The following is an 18,326-nucleotide window of genomic DNA, read 5'->3' as shown; positions in this document are numbered from 1 at the left end:
TGATGATGAAAACCAAAATGTAATTCAAAATGATTGCGCCCATTTCAGATGACATCCAGATTTTCCCGGTTGACATCCAGATGCACTCCAGCCATATTCTGATTTTTGTTTGTCCCCCATTGAATCGTCACTCTCGTTTAGCATTTCCAAGAACAAGCGATGGCAAAAAAAAACAAAAGCCGCAAAGCGCGCAAAGAGGCCAATCAAAACCTGCAAAAAATGCCGGCCGGCCAATTGAGGCAAAAAGGCGAGGCCTTGCTGGCCAAGGGAAATTATCGCGACGCGATCAAATCGTTGAAGCTGGTGCAGCAGAAAGCCCCGGGCGACACCGAGGTCCAGCACCTGCTGGTCCGGGCTTACGCCCTCAGGGAAATGCAATTACGCCAAAAAGGGATGCTGAAGGAGGCCGAGGCGGTACACCTCCAGGTTTGCCAATATCGGCCCGAGGTGGCAGCCCTGGAAGCTGCGGACCTCCTTTTTTTCCTCGCGTCGACCGGATTGCAAAACGCCGTTTCCCTTTACAACACATATCTGGCGCATGGCCACCAGCCGGTCAGCGAGGCGGAAACGATCATTACCGGCATTCTTTTGGAAACGGATGACTGGCAGGCCGCCAGCCAATTGGCCGACACGGCACTGCTGAAGCCCGACCTGCCGATGTTCCAGGAAGCCGCCCGGCTGATGGACGCGGCCGACTGGGAATCGGCCCTGGATTGCCTGAAGCCGGTCAGCCGCCGCTCCCCCCTGGCTCCGGTCAAACTGCTGTGCCGGGCCATGGTTTGCTTCTACCAGGAAGACGATGACGGCATGCGGCGCGCCCTGGCGATGATTCCCGATCGTTTTCCGCTTCACCCTTTGATGGAATGTCTGAAAAGCGCCCCTGACCGGATTTCTCCCTTGTGGCAGGGCCAGTCCCTAACCACCGAGCAAAACCGCTTTCTCGTACAACGCCTAAGAAACGCCGATGTCCACGGCGCCGCCCGAATCGTCAAGCGGATGGCCCAGGCGATTTATCCGCAGGATCCGATACCCGCCATCGAGCAGCTCCTTTACATGCTTCTGCCCCTGGCATCTGAACAAAACCTGGATGTATACGATTTCGTTAACATGGCCGAAACCTTACTCCCCGGTCCGCGCGGAGAGGCCGTCGCCGCCAAGTTCCAATTCCTGGCATTTGGTGATTATTTTGCGGACACGGACGCCTACCTCGATTTTCTCGAAACGGAATTTCCCGACCCCGCGGATCGTGCCGTGGCCACGTCCATGGTGCTTTCAACCTCGGTGAAATGGGTTGCCGACCGGGGGATGACATATGAGGCGGTCTACACCAGCCGGTTTGCGCAAGGCGAACTGGATCGTCTGGGCGCGACATCCGACGATCCGGAAGACGTGCTGCTGGAAATCGTTCTCAGGTCCATCGAGCTGGACCCGCACAACGTTCAGGCTCACGACCTTTTGAATCGACTGCCAAGTACGTCCCGCAAGGCCAAACGCCTGAAAGAGACCGGGCTGCTGAAGCTGGTGGACCAGCACCCCGACGACCCGGCGGCCTGCATCGCCCTATCCAAGCTCTATCTGGGAAAAAACGCCCTGCGCAAGGCCGAAACCTATCTCCGGGAAGCGGAACGGCGGGCACCTCACGACGAGCAGGTCAGGGAAATGCATGCCCTGACCCTTCTCAGATCGATCGACACCAACTTGAAGCGCGCTAAATTTCATCTGGTCAAGGCGGACCTGGAAAAGGTCGACGCCCTGAACGCTCGAAAGCTCAGCGCCCTGGTGGCAGCCCGCCACATTCTATTCGAAATGGCGCATACCGGCCAACTGTCCCTTTTCGATGATGGCACGCCTTCCGGGAAAAAAGAGACCCTGGCGTCGATCGTCGACCGGCATACGGCCCCCCTCTCCGCCGCCGAACAGCTCGGCACGCTGGGCATCCTGGAAATCAACCGACAGCAACGTCCCGAATCCTGGAACCGGGCCCGGAACAAATGCCTGGAGCAGTGTTTCCGTAGCCGTACGGCAACCGTCGGCACATTGACCTCCAAAGCGATGCGCCATTTGCTGTTGCCCGATGTCGACATCTTGCCGGCAGGCTTTGGGCGGGCGGCATGGCTTGACATCTTCACCAGCCGCTACAAAAAGATTTTCGAGCCCCTCGGCGATGAGGATGTCCTTCCGGTGATGGAGGCTTTGGTCGAAACGCACGCCGAGGATTTGTGCCTCAAGGAAATTCAACGCCGCCTGAAACATACCGCCGGGCCGTATCTGGCTCTTTTCCGGTTCTATCAGATGGTGATCCGGCACAGCACCGGTTTGTCCCGATCGACGGCCGACGCGTTTATTGCCCTCATTGACGAAGTACCCTCAAGACACAAGGAGCTGTTTCGTAGCGCGGCCCGGCGGCTCGCCCGATCGGTCGGGGGACCGCTGCGCGCCGCACTGGAACACTTCGATTTCAGAATGCTCGATTCGCCATGCAACTGCCCGATCTGCTCGGGCCTGGCAGACATGGATGATGACGACGATGAGGAGGAATTCGACGACTGGGAAGACAGTCTGCTACCGCATCTGGATTCGTCGACCCAGGTGCTTGCCGCGATGGTGGAGGCCCTTGTCGACACGATCCATCTGCGCGGGGCAAACCAGAAGGAACTCAAGCGCTGTCGTAATGAGATGATGGGCGATTATAAAAGCAAGACCATGTTGGCCAACATGGCCGAAAGCATACCGCCCGACGTGGCCATGCAGCTTTCGGCCGAGGCGCGTTATTTGATTTTCGGATAGGGGGGTTGATTTTGCTGGCAGATTATCTGGTGCTCGGCCTGGAACCGGGAGCCACCGACGAAGCGGTCCGTGAACGCTACCTGGCCTTGGTCAGGATTCATCCACCGGAACATGATCCGCAAGGTTTTCAGGATATCAGTCTGGCCTATGAACGCTTGAAAGACAGGCATAGCCGTATCCGCCACCAACTGTTCGGCTATCGGACAGCCGGAGACGTGGAGGCTTCCCTGGCCTACCTGGCGAGAGCCGTAAAGCCGACCCGCAATCGGGTTGGCCTCAAGACGTTGTTGAAAGCGCTGAAGAAAACCAACCCGGGGACATCCAAATGAGCGCTTTTTTTACGAAGGTTGAATGGCGACCGGCAACATTGGTCCGCAGCCTGCGCCATGGCTGGCAATGGGCGTTTCAAACCTTGATCGCCCCTTTACTGCGACACACGGCCAGCCTTTTCATCCGTTGGGCCGCCACGACCGCCGATCCCTCCGCCGCGCCCGACAAATGGAAAGAGAAGGCAATGGACGATTTTTCGGCCTGGCTGGCGGCGCTCCCGGATACCGGCCCCACCGATGAACCGGATCCGCCGGCGTGCGACCTTTACACGCTGCTTACCGAATTTGCCACCCTGCGCCAGGAAATCAACATGCAGACCCGGCAGCAACGCACGACCTTACGGTCGCAAACGGAACTGGCCGAGCGGTTCGGACGGATCGGCGAGCAACTGGATGCCCGTATCGTCCGCCTGAACGAAATTCACGACGCCCTTGGCCGCCAGATCGAGGAGAAAACGGCAACCGCGTTCTTTGATATTCGCGACGCCCTGGTGCGGGGCGAAAAAGCGGCCCGTAGCGTGGCCGTCACTCGCGGTTTCTGGCGACGCGCACCCAAGGGGATCGATGCCGTGGTGGAAGGCTATGCCATGGCACGGCGGCGTTTTGATCGCGCCTTGGACCGGTTGGGCATCGCACCGATCGTCACCACGGGCCGGCCCTTTGATGCCACCTGCATGCGGGCGGTGGATACGCGCCATGCGGCCGACAGCGATCCGGGAATCGTCATCGAGGAAATCGCCGGCGGATTCATCCGCGCGGGCAGCGTGTTGCGCACGGCCGAAGTCGTGGTCAACAGCAGATAAATAATTTCGATAAGGAATACCATGGCAACAATCGTTGGCATCGATCTGGGGACCACCAACTCGGAGGTCGCGGTTTACGATAACGGAAAAATAGAAATCATCACCGATGATGACAACGGCATTGTCCCTTCGGTGGTCGGACTGGATGAAAACGGGACCGTCATCGTCGGACGGCAGGCCATGAATCAGGCGTTGGTCGCCCCGGAACGGACCGTTCTCTCCATCAAGCGTCGCATGGGCAGCGATGCGGTTATCGAACTTGGCGAAAACACGTTCTCCCCCCAGGAGATTTCCGCCTTCGTCCTCAAATCCCTGAAGCAGCGGGCGGAAAAGCATCTTGGCCGGCCCGTGACCCGGGCGGTCATCACCGTACCGGCCTACTTTACCGACGTTCAACGTCAGGCGACCCGGGAAGCCGGCCAGATTGCGGGACTGGATGTGGTTCGGATCATCAACGAACCCACGGCGGCGGCACTGACCTACGAGCGCGGCAATACCCAGACCCGTCAGTTGCTGGTTTACGATTTGGGCGGCGGGACTTTCGATGTCTCCATCGTCAAAATTGAAAACGGTGTGGTGGAGGTGCTGGCCAGTACTGGTGACAATAAACTGGGCGGCGACGATTTCGACAAGAAAATCGTTGCCGAGCTGGTGACCCATCTGAAAAACAAATACGGCATAGACGTTTCCGGTGACCGTTTTGTCATGGCGCGGCTCCTGCGGGTTGCCGAGTCGGCAAAATGTGTGCTGTCAACCGAACCCTATACCCGGATTGAAGAGGACCACCTCACCCAAAAAAACGGACAGGTCATCCACCTTTCCATGGAATTGAGCCGGAGCCACTTCGAAAGCCTCATCGAAGCGGATCTGTCCCGTACGATGCAGGCCGTTACCCGCGCCCTGAAAGATGCCGATATGCTACCGGGGGCCATCGATCAGATCATTCTGGTCGGCGGATCCACCCGAATTCCCAGGATCGCCCAGTTGCTGGAAGAGAAATTCGGCACACCGCCCCACGGGGAGATCGATCCGGATCTGTGCGTCGCCATGGGTGCCGGCATCCAGTCGGCCCGGGAGATGGGGCTGGACCATGCCAGTGTGCTGGTTGACATCACGCCGTACACTTTCGGCACCTCGGCCATCGGGGAAATCAACGGTGAGCCGAGCATGTCCCAATTTGTGCCGCTGATCCGCCGCAACACCAAACTGCCGGCCAGCCGTAGCGAGGTTTTCTACACCTTGTACGACAATCAAGAAGCCGTGGATGTGACGGTTTACCAGGCGAAGAGCCCGACGCCACCGACAACGTCCTTTTGGGCAAATATCTGTTCAACCTGACCCCGGCACCGGCCGGCAGCCAGATGGCCCTGCATTTTGATCTGAACCTGAATGGCATTCTGAAGATCAAGGCACTGGAAAAGCATACCGGAAAATATATCGACGCGGTGATCGAAAACGCGCTTCCCCGCCTGGACGAAAAAGACCTGGACCAGACCCGTCAGCGCATCGATGAGCTGTGGCCTCAAGCGCCGGACACCGATACGCGGCCGGAAACAGATGCGTTTCCCCCGGAATTCGCCGATCTTATTGGGCGCGCCGAGGAGCATTTGAACGGCGCCATCGAGGAAGAGGATCGCGAAGAAATCGTCAATTTGATCGAAGACATCCGGGACTCGCTCAAGGCCGGTGATTCAGAACAGGCCCGGCAGCATCGTGAGGCCTTGGATGACCTGCTGTTTTACCTGGAAGAATAAGCAAGGGGAGGCATGCCCGTGGAAAACTGCCCCACTTGCAATGCCCGTCTGAAGGGAAATCGAATCTGCAGACGCTGCAAAACCGACTTTAGTCGGGCGCTGGAAGCCGCCGAACAGGCGCAAGCGCATCTCAGGCTGGCAGCCGAGGCTTATAGCGACGGCCGTTTTGAAACCATGCTGGAGCACGCCCGGCATGCCTTCGCGCTGCACCGAACCGGGACCAGCGGTCATCTGCTGGCTTGTGCGGCCCTGTTGCAGGGGAATTATCATCTTGCCCTGTCCGCCTGGAAGACAATCGAGAAAGGCAGGAAACCGGACGCCCGCGCCGCCGCCCAACGGTCTTCGTCCGTGGACGACCCGTCAGCAAACCGAAACGATCCCCCCACCTAACATCTTTTGAAGGGTTGGTATCCCCGCGCGCATCGGTTGCAGCGGGCACGGGGATACCCCTTTGGCAAAACAGGTGGTTCAAGCACCCAGAATTTTTTCCACTTTCGCGTAGCTGTCATCAACATAGGTTTTGAATTGATCACGACCGGCCTTGTAATTACCCACCCACGCATCGACCGCCTTACGCCCCTCTTCCGGAAGCCACGTGGCCTGGGTAAAGGCGGTTTTGGCGACCCGCTCAAACTGCTCCTGCATCATGACAACGGCATTGAAACTGTTGTTGAACGTGGCTTGGTTGAAATCAAGGATCTGTTTTAAGATTTTTTTCTGTTCCATGGTTTATTCTCCTTGTGTTTGATCGGTTGTGGGGCCCTCTTCTTTTCGGCATAGCCACAAAAACGAAAATTCAGTTTAGATCTATTATTATAAACGCTTTTGTTGCATGTCAACTATATTTTTTGTGCGCCGCACCATCAGCATTGCGTCTGGTGAGAAACGCGCCAAAAGGCTATTGGCATGATTTTTTTGATCATTCTTTACTTGAGCGGGCATTACCGCTATGATGCGCGATCAGGCAACATGAAATCAGACAGGTCGGGGGGAACCCATGGAACAGCCGGTAGTACTGAAAAAATATGCCAACCGCCGCTTGTACGACACGGAAAAGAGCGTTTACGTCACCCTTGGCGACGTGGCCGACTATATCCGTAAAGGACGCTTGGTGAGTATACTGGATGCCAATACAAAAGAGGACGTCACGGCTTTTATCCTCACCCAGATCGTTCTGGAAGAAGCAAAAAAGAATAACGCCTTGCTGCCGGTACCCTTTCTGCACCTGATCATCCGCTATGGCGACAACCTGCTCGGCGAGTTTTTCGAAAAGTATCTTTCCCTGGTTTTCGAAAATTTTATCAACCACAAGAAATCGATGGACAGCCAATTCCGTCAATGGCTGGAAATGGGATTCAACATGTCCGAGGCGACCCAAAAACAGTTTCTTGAAATCAATCCGTTTCGGTCCGTATTCAACACTTTTGGCGACACCGTCCCATCCACTCCCAAAAAAAAGCCGGATGATCCCACCTGATAACGTCGACGGATATGATTTAAATCTTGCCAACAACCAACCGCTGTTGTTAGTATGAAGGCTCTACATGGGTTGATTGTTCACATTTGATTTTGAAATGCTGTTCAGCGCGTCAAACCGCCCGTCTTCTTTCTTAGCCAATGTAGATCGCTCCATTCACTCCAAACCGATGGAGGTGTCTTATGCTTAGCCAGCAGCATCAAAAAGAAGAAAAACGTATCCTTGGCAATGCCAGAAAGGCATCTACGGCAAATAAACGGACCGGTATGGACCGACGACAGGTGATCTGTGAGGGGTTCACCTATGTCAGCACGGTGGGATGGATTTGCCGCCGGGAAAAGAGTCGGCGAAAAACAAACGACCACGCGTGATAGACAATTCGTTCAGGGATGACCCTGGCCGGTCCAGTCGGCGCTATGACCGGTGGCGGATTCGTGTGGCCACAGGTCATCCCGTTTTTTCTGGCAAGCGGATCTGCTAATCAGGATATCGCTAAATCAGATTCTCCTCGCGAAGGTGCGTGAGGATCGCCTTGGTGGAACGACTGCGATCCATCGTATAGAAATGCAATCCGGCAACCCCCTTTTTCAGTAGCCCGCGGCACTGTTCGACCGCAAAATCCACTCCAAAATCGATTACCGCATCTTTGTCCGTCGCGTCCAGTTGATCCAGCCCGCGCTGCATTTCATCGGTGATGGTCGTCCCGCAGATTTTGGACAGCATCTGGGTCAGCTTGAGGGTATAGACCGGCATGATCCCCGGAATGATGGGGATCGACACACCCGCCGACCGGCATTTCTCCACATAGCGGAAAAAAACGTCATTATCATAACAATACTGGGTGACGACATATTCGGCACCGTTGTCCTGCTTTTGTTTGAGAAAACCGATATCCGCCTCCAGGCTCTGGGCCTGGATATGCCCCTCGGGATATCCGGCGCAGCCGAGGCAGAAGTCGTAATGGCGTTTGATGAATGTAATCATTTCCGACGCGTACGAAAAACTTTCGGGATGGGGTTTAAAATTGGGGTCCTGGGTTTGTCGCCCCGAATGACGAAAACGGTCTCGACACCAAGCTCCCGGTAGCGGTCCAGTTCCCGTCTGATTTCATCCGGTGCAAGGCCAAACCCGGCGAGATAGGCGACGGTGGGGATTTTCTTCTCCACCAGCAGTTTGTTGACGGCCTGATAGGACCCCTCCCGGGTCGATCCGCCCGCGCCGAAAGTGATCGACATGTAATCCGGTGCCAGTTGGGCCAGCGTGTCGACGACGGTGTCGAATGTACCGGCAGCCTTCTCATCCCGGGGAGGAAAAAATTCAAAAGAGATCACCGTTTTTTCTGAGTTGCGTACAGATTACCCACATGCATGAAAAATATCCTTTCGTGAAAAACGTGTAAAAATGGCATCCCCCGACCGTTCAGGATAATGACCCAAAAACGAAAAGCATCGTCCGTGCCACCGTTGGGAGAAAGCATGCAAAGCGCCAAAGGCAACGCCGGCCGTGATGGCTTAGGCGCGAAACTTCCGAATCGCAAAGGGGCCTTGCGGTGAGCCCCCACCCGGCCATCATGCGACGGACCGGCGGGAATGGGCGAAGAAGTTTTTTTTCGGATCATCGCCCCCCTTTCAGCGTCTCACAAGTGCAACCGTAGTGCTTCCGACAATCGTCGTCGTGCGCCACTGCCACCGCGCCCGCCACACCCCAACCTGGCCGCTCAATGGCCAAACATGGATTCCGACCTTGATTTTTTATGGAGAATCTGAGAATTGCTGGTGGAAGCGCACACAGCGCTCCTGCTTATTTGTTTTTTTTATGTGTGGCATGCCTTTTGTTTAGATTTTCGGATTTTCTATGATCCGACACAAGATCGTTTATCCAACCTTTTTTATCGCATCGTTCAAGAAAGGATTGACATGCAAAACAATCAGAAAATCGTCGTTATCGGCGGCGTGGCCTGTGGCCCCAAGGCCGCCTCGCGAATCAAACGCCTGAATCCCGAGGCCGAAGTGACCATCATCGAAAAGGGCGAATTGCTCTCCTATGCCGGTTGCGGACTGCCCTTTTATATTTCCGGTGAAGTGGAGAGTCACAATGAGCTGATGGCCACCCCCACCGGCGTGGTCCGTGACACCTTCTATTTTGATAAGGTCAAGGGCATCGAGGTTAAAAACCATACCCTGGTCAAAAGTGTTGAGCGGGAAAACAAATGCATCAAGGCCATCAATATCCTCTCCGGAGCCAACATCGAGATTCCCTACGACAAACTGGTTCTTGCCGTCGGCAGCAATACCCAGGTGCCGCCCATCGAGGGCACGGATCTCAACGGGGTCAATTTTCTGCAAACCGTCGAGGATGCCCGCAAGATCCGTAACGAAAGCGGATCCTTGAAAGGCAAGAAAGCCGTCATTATCGGGGGCGGCCTGATCGGCATCGAGGTCACCGAGGCCTTTAAGAAGCAAGGCATGGAGATCACCGTCATCGAAATGCTCGACAAGGTGATGGGACAGTTGCTCGACCCGGAAATCGCCTATCATGTTCACAAGGAGTTCGCCGCCAACGGAATTCCCCTCAAGTTGAGTGAGCGGGTACTCAAGATCAACGGCGACGACCGTGGAAACGTCAAAAGCGTGGCCACCGACAAGGGCGAATATCCGGCGGACATGGTCCTGATTTCAGTGGGCGTGCGGCCCAGCATCCAACTGGCCAAGGATATGGGATTGGAAATCGGCGAGACCGGTGCCATCAAGGTCGATGCCCACCTGCGCACCTCGGACCCGGACATCTATGCCGGCGGCGACTGCGCGGAAAACATCAATCGGGTGACCGGCAAGCCCATCTACGCGCCCATGGGCTCCACCGCCAACAAACACGGCCGCGTCATCGCCGACAACATCTGCGGCATCGATTCCCATTTCAACGGCGTCTGCGGAACCGCCATCTGCAAGCTCTTCAACATCAACGTGGCCCGTACCGGCCTGACCGAAAAAATGGCCGCCGATTTGGGCTACGACACCGTCACGGTGCTCAACCCGTCACCGGACAAGGCTCACTTTCTCAAGGAAGCCAAACTGATCATCATCAAGTTCATCGTCGACCGCGCCACCCGGAAACTCCTGGGTGCGCAGATCGTGGGGCCGGGCGATGTGGCCAAGCGCATGGAAGTGGCGGTGAGCAATATCGCCTCCGGCGGCCCGGTAACCGATATCGCCCAGTACGACCTGGCCTATGCGCCGCCCTTTTCACCGGCCATGGACAACATCATTACGGCGGCCAACATCGCCGAAAACAAACTCAATGGGTTGGGCAAGTCCTATACCCCCATCGAGGTCAAGGCCAAGATCGACAATGGCGACGACTTCATCTTTCTTGACGTGCGTTCGCCCCAGGAATTCGAGGAGATGCGCATCGAGGATCCGCGGGTCAAGCTGATTCCCCTGGGCAAACTGCGCGAATCATTGGACCAGCTGCCCAAGGACAAGGAGATCGTGGCCTTCTGCAAGATATCGCTACGCGGCTATGAGGCCGAGCGCATGCTGACCGGCGCCGGCTACGCCAACGTGAGCTACATGGATGGCGGAGTGGTCTGCTGGCCGTACCCGAAGTTCGTGAAAGGGTAGGCTGTCATGGGCTAATCCAGACAGGCATTGGAATCATCACGGCCTTCACGGAAAAATTTGATCTTTTTTCCGTGGGGGCCGCGACGTCTACTCCTCAAACAAAATCCGGTGATCCACCAGATTCATGCGCTTGATCTTCCCCTTGACGACGATCTGGTCGCCAAAGATGCCCACCAGACGGAAGGTGCCGTCCGGCTCGGGCTCCACCAGATCCACCGACTTCATCAACAGGGTCTCTTCTCCATTCTTGAACAGATAAGCGTTGGCTTCACACATGATCGAGCACCTCCTGTAAACGTTTTTCCACCAGGGTCTGAACCAGATGGGGCAACGGTTCGGCCACGACCCCGACGATCTCGGCGTTCTCCTGGTAAAGGGGCAAAAGCAGTTTGAACGCCGTACTGCTTGAAACCGCTGCGGCCATTTTGGGGGTCACCTCGCCGAGCATGGCATTGGCCCAGGTGATCGTCACCGGCCCGACGATACAGTCCGCCTGCGCCGTTGTATGGCAAATGGCGTTCTCGCCCGAGGCGCATTTGTTGGCACCGGCCCGCAACATCTGTGACGCGGCGATGGCATTGGTCCCCAGCGCGATCAGTTCGATCTTTTCTCCGTAGGCCGCCTTGATATATTTGATCACCGTTGATCCGATACCGCCTCCCTGCCCGTCGATGACACAAACCCGTTTTCTCACGTTTCTATTCTTTTCTGCTGGCATGTCCGATCCGCGTGCCCATTTCCTTCGACGGGCGTCCTGAACAGAAAAAGGCCACGGGTCCAACAGGAGAAACTCCTGTGGATGCCTTCGTGGCCTTTCAAACGCTATAGATTGTCCGATTTTGCCGCACCTTCGTGGCACGCGCTGGTTTTATTCCGGTTAGTATAATATTCGCGGCGATCAAGTCAAGGGGATTCCATCCGGGCCCCTCCCTCGCAGGGCAAATGCATTTGGATTTCATCCTTGTTGTTGGTGTGATCAGAACCCAGTATTTGGAATCAATCAATGCCAAATGCCAAAATCAAAATGTCAATTGAAGGCTGATATCGATTGTCAATTGAAGGCTGATATCGATTATAAACGGTCCGAATACCACCATTTGGCATTTTTCATTGGACATTTGACATTCTTACAGGTCACCACCGTGAAAAAGAGTAACAATAAGCCAAATGCGGTTACCCTGTTGGCCCCCGGAATTGGCCTTGACAAAGGCGGAGGCAGCCCATAGTCCATAACCAGATTGAACAAAGAATGACGGATTCGTAAGAAGCCCGATATCGGCGTTACGCGTATCCTTCGTCATTGCGGAGTACGCTAAGTACGCCTCATTCCTCAGGATTCGCAAGCCTTGATCTCGGGCTTCTTACGAATCCGTCGGAAATGCGACTTTTAACGAGTGCGTCAAGAATGCTTCTTCCATCGTTGAAAGCGGATTGAATCGCCACGCCGAGGCAAGCAGCGACGGCCGTCGGCGCAACACCATCAAAACGGATTTTCCAACCCATGCCCCTCGCTACGGCTGAATTCGTGAAAACGATCAAACGGCATTGGTTTTTCATCGGCCTGGCCCTGGTGTTTGCCGGAGTACTGCTGGACGGCACGCTCAACCTGGCGCGCACCGGCATCCTGCTGAAAAACCACCATGGCCCCTCGGTGCTGATCGTCGTGATTTTCCTCTTCTCCGGCCTGATCATCGAGATCGACCAGATTCGGGCCGGCATCCGGGATGTCCGCGCCACGCTGGCCGCCTGGTGCTGATTCTTGTCGCGGCCCCATTGGTGGCGGCCGGTTTGGTCCGCCTGCCCATGGAGACCGGCGTGGCTCTGGGAATCGTGCTGGTGGCCGCCATGCCCACGACCCTTTCCAGCGGGGTGGTCATGACCGGCCAGGCTGGCGGGAACATCGCCCACGCCCTGTTTGTGACCATCCTCTCCAACTGCGCGGCCATCGTCTCCATCCCGCTGACCCTGCCGCTGCTGTTGCATTCCCTGCAGCTGGATGCTTCCCTGACCATCGACCAGCGGGCCGTTTTCATCAAACTGCTGGTGCTGGTTCTCCTGCCCCTGGGGGTCGGCATGGGCATCAAGCACCGTTTGCCCTCCATCCCGCCCCAGCGAAAAAGACAGCTGGGCATGATCAACCAGGCCATCGTGCTGCTGATCGTCTTCATCTCCCTTGGCGCGGCCCGCCAGGTGCTGGTCGAACAGGCAGGCATCGCCCTTTTGATCGTTCCCCTGGCAATCGTCTTTCACGCCATCTTGTTGGTAATGGCCTTCGGCATTTGTCGGATGTTGGCAATCGGTCCGGGACGCCGCGAGGCGGTCATTTTCATGGGCGCCCAAAAAACCCTGCCGCTGTCGGTGATGCTCCAGGTCACGCTGTTTCCCGGTTATGGATCGGCCCTTCTGGTATGTGTGCTGCATCACCTCATCCATCTGATGATGGATGGCTATCTGGCCGTTAAAATACGCAGCCGAATCCACTAGCCGGAGTCTTCAATCAGCTGCAGCCAATGCTGCTCCACCCATGCCAAATGCGCTTGCATGGTGGCGCGGGCCCGGTCGGGATCACCCGCCGCAATGGCTTCGAAAATCTGCCGGTGGTGGCGACACAACAGGGGCATATGGGCCGGATCCTCGCTAAGACCGTCAAGCACGCTGCTCAGAATATCGCTGGACAGATCGAAGATGTATTGAAGCAGATGGACACGCAAAAAATTATGCGTGGCCCCGGCAATCGACAGATGCACCGACAGGTCGTCGGTAATGGTGAAGCTGCCGTGCTGAGCATCGCTTTCCATCCTTAAGATCGGCGTCTCGATAGCCACCAAATCCGCCTCGGTCCGGCGGGATGCCGCCAGAAAAGCGGCGGAGAGCTCGACATCCTTGCGGATTTCATACAACTGGGGCAGCACCCGTTTGTCTTCCTTGAGAATCAGCCGCAGGGGATCGGCAACGATCACGCCGGTGACGTTCTTGACGAAAACGCCCTGGCGCTTCCGGATTTCCAGAAACCCCAGCGTTTCAAGGGTATTGAGCGCCTGGCGCAGGGAGGGCCGTCCGACGCCCAAAAGCTCCGCGAACGCCCGTTCGGGGGGAAGCTGCTCGCCGGGCTTCAACTTGCCATCCTTGATCAAATCCTTGATTTGCTGGACGATCTTCTGGGATACGGTGCTCGGTTTGACGCGTTGGTAAATATCTCTGTTCATCTGTCCATGCCCGGCCGACTATGCAAAAATCCCTGTATTCGGTGGCGGCAGCGCGATCTGAATAACAACCGCACCAGGCCTCCCACCTTGGTAAAACCACAACATGCTTCGCACAGTTTATTTACAATTCCGTATAGTTCAGATCCGCGCATTTGGCAACCCGATCCTTTCGACCATTTTTATTAAAATAAAATTATAATTAATTTCATATAATTAAATAATACTCAAAATGCATCCCGAGAACCCAAAGCTGTTCTTGACGATTTTGTGGTTTCTTGCTATCCGTGGTCCGACCAAGGATTGATGGACTCGTAAAAAGCAGTTTACCCCTTGCGGGGAAATATCCGTGTTCACGAAGTGACCCGAATTTCGGGTCACTTCCTTAGAAGTCGCATTTCAGACGGATTCGTAAGAGAGGAGAGCAGGATCAATGAAAAAGGCACGCATGTTTCGGTTGGGATTCACCGTGTTGCTGGTTTTCGGCCTGACGACGGTATGCAGCGCCGGCACCACTCGCTGGAAAATGGCCACCTCGTGGCCCCAGGGGACCATCCTGGAGGCGGCCGCCGAGCAGTTCGCCGATTCGGTTACCGCCATGAGCGGTGGTCGGCTGACCGTCAAAACCTACGCCGCCGGCGTTCTCATGGGCGCGCTGGAAGTCATGGACGGCGTCCAGTCCGGCAGTATCGACATGGCCCACAGTTCACCGGCCTACCAGATGGGCAAACTCAAGGCCTCGCCCCTGTTCGGCTACATTCCCTTCGGTATGAACGTCATCCCGTACCTGACCTGGTTTTACGAAGATGAGGGCAAGGATCTCTATCAGGAACTCTACGCCCAATACAACCTGGGCTACGCCACGGTCTGCGGCATCCTGCCCTCGGAGAACCTGGCCTGGTCCAACAAGCCGATTCGCTCCATGGACGATTTCAAGGGCTTGAAATTCAGGACCTCGGGCTACTGGGGTGAAATTCTGACCGAAGCCGGCGCCGCCGTGGTGATGCTGCCGGCCGGTGAGATTTACGAGGCCCTGCAGCGCAACGTTCTGGACGCGGGTGAGTTCAGCATTCCCTCCATGGACAAGGATCTGGCCTTTCACGAAACCGCCAAGTACCTGCTGGTGCCCGGGATCCACCAACCCAGCACCCTGCTCGACGTGACCATCAACAAGCGCTCCTGGGAGAAACTGCCCGACGACCTGAAGGCGATCGTCAAGGAGGCCGCCCAAGCGACCACCCTGCGCGTGCTGACCCACTGCATCAATGAGGATATAAAGGCCCTGGCGTTCTTCAAGGAAAAGGGCATCCAGATCGAATACCTCGATCCGGCGATCCAGAAGGCCCTGCAGGTCAAGGCCACCGCCCTTTTGGACAAAAAGGCCGCCGACGATCCCTTTTTCGCCAAGGTACTCGCGTCCCAGCGCAAGTTCAGAACCGGCTATAACCAGTACACGGACATGATGACCCCCGCCGTAAAATAGGGCTCGTGCCGCCTGGGAATCCCCATCTGCATCGCCACTTTCGACGGATTCGCAAAAAGGCCCGATCGTATTTTGATCGGGCCTTTTACAAACCCATCGGTTTTATCGGAGCATCTTGATGAAAGCCCTGGAAACTTTTTGCCGCGCGATCGACCGGCTCAGCGAGATCACCGCCAGCATCGCGATCTACCTGGTGGTCGCGCTGACCGCCGTGCTGGGCTATGAGGTCGTCGCCCGCTATCTGTTCAACAGCCCGACCAAATGGTCCTTCGACCTGAGCTACATGCTCGGCGGCACCTATTTTCTCCTGGGTGAGGCCTTTACCCTGAAAAATGGCCGCCAGGTGCGCATCGATATCTTCTACAACCGCTTCCGGCCACGGGTCCGGGCGATCATCGATTCGGTATTCTATCTGATTTTCTTCCTGCCCCTGTGGCTGGGCATCATCATCTATCTGGTCCCGTATGTCCATTTCTCGTTCCAGATGCAGGAGCGTTCCATGCAGGGCTACTGGCAGCCGTTGATCTACCCCTTCAAGGCCGTCATGCTGGCGGGCGTCTGCCTGCTCTTTCTGCAGGGAGCGGCCGAATTGGTGCGCCGCCTGCACGTGGCCATCAAAGGAGAATGATCCCATGAGTCCCGAACTGATGGTTTTGTTGATGTTTGTCACCCTGTTCATCGGGATCTTTCTCGGTTATCCCACGGCCTTCGTGCTCGGCGGTGTGGCCATGGTGTTCGGCTGGATCGACAGCGGCCCCCAGATCTTCAACCTCTTCATCACCCGTCTCTACGACTTGATGAAGAACTACACCCTTTTGGCCGTGCCGCTCTTTCTCTTCATGGGCGTGTTTATGGAACGTTCCGGCGTGGCCAAACGCCTGTTCAACGCCCTGCACCTTTTATGGGGCGGCATCCGGGGCGGCCTGGGCATCAGCACCATCGCCATCTCGGCGCTTTTTGCCGCCACCACCGGAGTCGTCGGCGCCTCGGAGGTGACCATCGGCTTGATGGCCCTGCCCTCCATGCTCAAACACAAGTATGACCGCTCCCTGGCCTGCGGCAGCATCTGCGCCGGCGGAACCCTGGGCATCCTGATTCCGCCCAGCGTCATGATCGTGATTTACGGGCCCATCGCGCGCATCTCCGTGGGCAAGCTTTTTCTCGGCACCGTGGTGCCGGGGGTGCTGCTCAGCCTGCTCTACATGGCCTATATCGGCGTACGCTGCTACCTGCGCCCCCAGGACGGCCCGCCCATGCCCAAGACTGAGCGCGACATCCCCTTGGGACAGAAGATGCGCATGCTGCTCACCTCGGTGCTGCCGCCGGCGCTGTTGATCATGGCCGTTTTGGGAAGCATCTTCCTGGGGATCGCCGCCGTGACCGAGGCGGCTGCCGTGGGCGTGATCACCAGCATGATCCTGGCCGCCGGTTATGGGCAGCTCAACTTCAAAACCCTCAAGGGAGCCGCCTTCGAGACGATTTCCATCACCAGCATGATCATGATGATCGCCGTGGGCGCGTCCTTCTTCTCCACGGTATTTGTCTCCATCGGCGGCGACGATGTGATCAGTCAGCTTTTCCTGGGCCTGCCCTTCGGCAAATGGGGGGTACTGGCGGTGATCATGCTGCTTCTGGTACTGCTGGGCATGTTCATCGACTGGATGGGAATTCTCTTTATCGTCGTGCCATTGATCACGCCCATCGCCGCGGAAATGGGATTCGATCCGATCTGGTTCGCCGTTCTGGTGATGGTCAACCTGCAGATCTCGTTCCTCACGCCGCCATTCGCCTACTCGATCTTCTACCTGAAGGGCATCACGCCGCCCGAGGTCGCGACCACGGATATCTACCGCGGCGTCCTGCCCTTCGTGGCCCTTCAGGTACTGGCCATCGTGCTCTGCATCCTCTTTCCGTCCCTGTTAACCACGCTGCCGGCATTGTTGATCCATTGATCGACAGCGTTGCCGAAAAGGATGGCGCCATGCCAAAAGCAATTTCTCAAAGCCCCCAACGGGTCAGCCTGTTCATCCAATGCGTCGTCGACAGCATCTATCCGGAAGTGGCCGAGGCGATGCTGCGGATCTTCGAACGCCTGGCCATCGTCGTGGACTACCCCGACGGCCAGACCTGCTGCGGCCAGCCGGCCTTCAATGCCGGTTACCGGGACGCGGCCCGCCAGGCGGCCCGGCACTTCATCGAAATCTTCGAAGATGCACCCTGCATCGTCTGTCCGTCGGGCTCCTGCGTGGCCATGGTGCGCCATCACTACGCCGAGCTGTTTGCCGATGAACCGGCCTGGCGGACGCGGGCCGCGGCCGTGGCCGCCAAGACCTTCGAACTGACCGAATTCCTCGTGGACGTCCTGGGCGTGACCGATCTGGGGGCCCGCTGGCCGGGACGGGTCACCTATCACGACTCCTGCCACCTCGTGCGCACCCTCGGCGTGCGCCATCAGCCGCGCCAGCTTTTGGCCGGCGTGCACGGCCTGGAATTGGTGGAAATGATTGATTCCGACCGCTGCTGCGGATTCGGCGGCACTTTCGCGGTGAAATACCCGGACATCTCCACGGCCATGGTCGCCGAGAAGGTCGCCAATATCCTCGCCACGGGCGCCCAGACCGTGGTCGGCTGCGACATGGTCTGCCTGATGAACATCGAGGGCTACCTCTCGCGCCACAACCATGCCGTTCAGGTCCGGCACATCGCCCAGATCCTGGCCCCCTAAGGAGACCCCCATGGCTACCTACACCACCGACCGATACGTCGCCAACGCGCGCACGGCCATCGACGACCCGATTCTCCAGCAGGCCCTGTCCGGCTTCCAGCATCGCATGGGGCCGGCCACGGCCGAAACTACCGCCAGCTGCCCG

14 protein-coding genes and 3 pseudogenes are annotated in these 18,326 nt (G+C 57.0%); 12 read left to right on the top strand and 5 right to left on the bottom strand.

Features of this window, described 5'->3' with window-relative positions; all coding sequences use genetic code 11:
* The first annotated feature begins 159 nt into the window (after window positions 1-159).
* The 5 genes and pseudogenes from JCM12296_RS13375 (at window position 160) to JCM12296_RS13355 (ending at window position 6,063) form a co-directional block, all read left to right on the top strand.
* The gene (locus tag JCM12296_RS13375; RefSeq protein WP_054693777.1) at window positions 160-2,787 is read left to right on the top strand and encodes a tetratricopeptide repeat protein; all 2,628 of its coding nucleotides are present in this window, start codon (window positions 160-162) and stop codon (window positions 2,785-2,787) included.
* 11 nt (window positions 2,788-2,798) lie between these two features.
* Window positions 2,799-3,116, top strand: a complete 318-nt coding sequence (locus JCM12296_RS13370) for a J domain-containing protein (protein ID WP_157067593.1) — start codon at window positions 2,799-2,801, stop codon at window positions 3,114-3,116.
* Window positions 3,113-3,919: a nucleotide exchange factor GrpE gene (locus JCM12296_RS13365; RefSeq protein ID WP_054693771.1), complete on the top strand. Its 807-nt coding sequence runs from the start codon at window positions 3,113-3,115 to the stop codon at window positions 3,917-3,919. The genes JCM12296_RS13370 and JCM12296_RS13365 overlap by 4 nt, the downstream gene beginning before the upstream one ends.
* A gap of 21 nt (window positions 3,920-3,940) precedes the next feature.
* A pseudogene (locus JCM12296_RS13360) lies at window positions 3,941-5,673 on the top strand (Hsp70 family protein).
* A gap of 18 nt (window positions 5,674-5,691) precedes the next feature.
* Window positions 5,692-6,063 carry a hypothetical protein gene (locus tag JCM12296_RS13355; RefSeq protein WP_157067592.1) on the top strand — a complete coding sequence of 124 codons (372 nt, stop codon included), beginning with the start codon at window positions 5,692-5,694 and terminating at the stop codon, window positions 6,061-6,063.
* Between the two features lie 78 nt (window positions 6,064-6,141).
* Here the strand turns inward: JCM12296_RS13355 and JCM12296_RS13350 are convergent, their stop codons facing one another.
* Window positions 6,142-6,399: a hypothetical protein gene (locus tag JCM12296_RS13350; RefSeq protein WP_054693765.1), complete on the bottom strand. Its 258-nt coding sequence runs from the start codon at window positions 6,397-6,399 to the stop codon at window positions 6,142-6,144.
* Window positions 6,400-6,670: 271 nt separating this feature from the next.
* Here JCM12296_RS13350 and JCM12296_RS13345 point away from each other — a divergent pair, with 271 nt between their 5' ends.
* Window positions 6,671-7,150 (top strand): polyhydroxyalkanoate synthesis regulator DNA-binding domain-containing protein, encoded by a 480-nt coding sequence (locus tag JCM12296_RS13345; RefSeq protein ID WP_054693762.1) that lies wholly within the window; start codon window positions 6,671-6,673, stop codon window positions 7,148-7,150.
* Window positions 7,151-7,642: 492 nt separating this feature from the next.
* Here the strand turns inward: JCM12296_RS13345 and JCM12296_RS13335 are convergent.
* A pseudogene (locus JCM12296_RS13335) lies at window positions 7,643-8,481 on the bottom strand (methylenetetrahydrofolate reductase).
* A gap of 585 nt (window positions 8,482-9,066) precedes the next feature.
* Here JCM12296_RS13335 and JCM12296_RS13325 point away from each other — a divergent pair.
* Window positions 9,067-10,770: an FAD-dependent oxidoreductase gene (locus tag JCM12296_RS13325; protein WP_054693827.1), complete on the top strand. Its 1,704-nt coding sequence runs from the start codon at window positions 9,067-9,069 to the stop codon at window positions 10,768-10,770.
* Between the two features lie 87 nt (window positions 10,771-10,857).
* Here the strand turns inward: JCM12296_RS13325 and JCM12296_RS13320 are convergent, their stop codons facing one another.
* Together JCM12296_RS13320 and JCM12296_RS13315 are read right to left on the bottom strand one after the other, a co-directional pair.
* Window positions 10,858-11,046, bottom strand: a complete 189-nt coding sequence (locus JCM12296_RS13320; RefSeq protein ID WP_054693753.1) for a CooT family nickel-binding protein — start codon at window positions 11,044-11,046, stop codon at window positions 10,858-10,860.
* Window positions 11,039-11,488, bottom strand: coding sequence for a DUF3842 family protein (locus JCM12296_RS13315; protein WP_054693750.1), 450 nt, complete (start codon window positions 11,486-11,488; stop codon window positions 11,039-11,041). The genes JCM12296_RS13320 and JCM12296_RS13315 overlap by 8 nt, the downstream gene beginning before the upstream one ends.
* Window positions 11,489-12,271: 783 nt before the next feature.
* Between JCM12296_RS13315 and JCM12296_RS13305 the strand changes: the two are divergent.
* A pseudogene (locus JCM12296_RS13305) lies at window positions 12,272-13,254 on the top strand (bile acid:sodium symporter).
* Here JCM12296_RS13305 and JCM12296_RS13300 read toward each other — a convergent pair.
* The gene (locus tag JCM12296_RS13300) at window positions 13,251-13,976 is read right to left on the bottom strand and encodes a FadR/GntR family transcriptional regulator (protein ID WP_054693741.1); all 726 of its coding nucleotides are present in this window, start codon (window positions 13,974-13,976) and stop codon (window positions 13,251-13,253) included. The pseudogene JCM12296_RS13305 and the gene JCM12296_RS13300 sit on opposite strands and share 4 nt — an antisense overlap.
* 430 nt (window positions 13,977-14,406) lie before the next feature.
* Here JCM12296_RS13300 and dctP point away from each other — a divergent pair, with 430 nt between their 5' ends.
* From dctP to JCM12296_RS13280, 4 genes are all read left to right on the top strand, one after another.
* Window positions 14,407-15,456: a TRAP transporter substrate-binding protein DctP gene (dctP, locus tag JCM12296_RS13295; protein WP_054693738.1), complete on the top strand. Its 1,050-nt coding sequence runs from the start codon at window positions 14,407-14,409 to the stop codon at window positions 15,454-15,456.
* A gap of 118 nt (window positions 15,457-15,574) precedes the next feature.
* Window positions 15,575-16,084 (top strand): TRAP transporter small permease subunit, encoded by a 510-nt coding sequence (locus JCM12296_RS13290; RefSeq protein ID WP_054693735.1) that lies wholly within the window; start codon window positions 15,575-15,577, stop codon window positions 16,082-16,084.
* Window positions 16,085-16,088: 4 nt separating this feature from the next.
* Window positions 16,089-17,408: a TRAP transporter large permease gene (locus JCM12296_RS13285; protein WP_054693732.1), complete on the top strand. Its 1,320-nt coding sequence runs from the start codon at window positions 16,089-16,091 to the stop codon at window positions 17,406-17,408.
* Between the two features lie 29 nt (window positions 17,409-17,437).
* Window positions 17,438-18,181, top strand: a complete 744-nt coding sequence (locus JCM12296_RS13280) for a (Fe-S)-binding protein (protein WP_054693824.1) — start codon at window positions 17,438-17,440, stop codon at window positions 18,179-18,181.
* Window positions 18,182-18,326: the final 145 nt, after the last annotated feature.

Origin of the sequence: Desulfosarcina cetonica JCM 12296 (assembly GCF_001311845.1) — a bacterium.
In the GTDB taxonomy this organism is placed as follows: Bacteria; Desulfobacterota; Desulfobacteria; order Desulfobacterales; family Desulfosarcinaceae; genus Desulfosarcina; species Desulfosarcina cetonica.
Note: the sequence above shows the minus strand (reverse complement) of the source record. Positions and strands in the feature narration are given on the sequence as shown.

Coding starts and splice junctions, on each gene's coding strand:
- JCM12296_RS13325 (WP_054693827.1), top strand. CDS start 9,067: ATGCAAAACAATCAGAAAATCGTCGTTATCGGCGGCGTGGCCTGTGGC.
- JCM12296_RS13290 (WP_054693735.1), top strand. CDS start 15,575: ATGAAAGCCCTGGAAACTTTTTGCCGCGCGATCGACCGGCTCAGCGAG.
- JCM12296_RS13285 (WP_054693732.1), top strand. CDS start 16,089: ATGAGTCCCGAACTGATGGTTTTGTTGATGTTTGTCACCCTGTTCATC.
- JCM12296_RS13280 (WP_054693824.1), top strand. CDS start 17,438: ATGCCAAAAGCAATTTCTCAAAGCCCCCAACGGGTCAGCCTGTTCATC.
- JCM12296_RS13345 (WP_054693762.1), top strand. CDS start 6,671: ATGGAACAGCCGGTAGTACTGAAAAAATATGCCAACCGCCGCTTGTAC.
- JCM12296_RS13315 (WP_054693750.1), bottom strand. CDS start 11,488: ATGCCAGCAGAAAAGAATAGAAACGTGAGAAAACGGGTTTGTGTCATC.
- JCM12296_RS13365 (WP_054693771.1), top strand. CDS start 3,113: ATGAGCGCTTTTTTTACGAAGGTTGAATGGCGACCGGCAACATTGGTC.
- JCM12296_RS13300 (WP_054693741.1), bottom strand. CDS start 13,976: ATGAACAGAGATATTTACCAACGCGTCAAACCGAGCACCGTATCCCAG.
- JCM12296_RS13375 (WP_054693777.1), top strand. CDS start 160: ATGGCAAAAAAAAACAAAAGCCGCAAAGCGCGCAAAGAGGCCAATCAA.
- dctP (WP_054693738.1), top strand. CDS start 14,407: ATGAAAAAGGCACGCATGTTTCGGTTGGGATTCACCGTGTTGCTGGTT.
- JCM12296_RS13350 (WP_054693765.1), bottom strand. CDS start 6,399: ATGGAACAGAAAAAAATCTTAAAACAGATCCTTGATTTCAACCAAGCC.
- JCM12296_RS13320 (WP_054693753.1), bottom strand. CDS start 11,046: ATGTGTGAAGCCAACGCTTATCTGTTCAAGAATGGAGAAGAGACCCTG.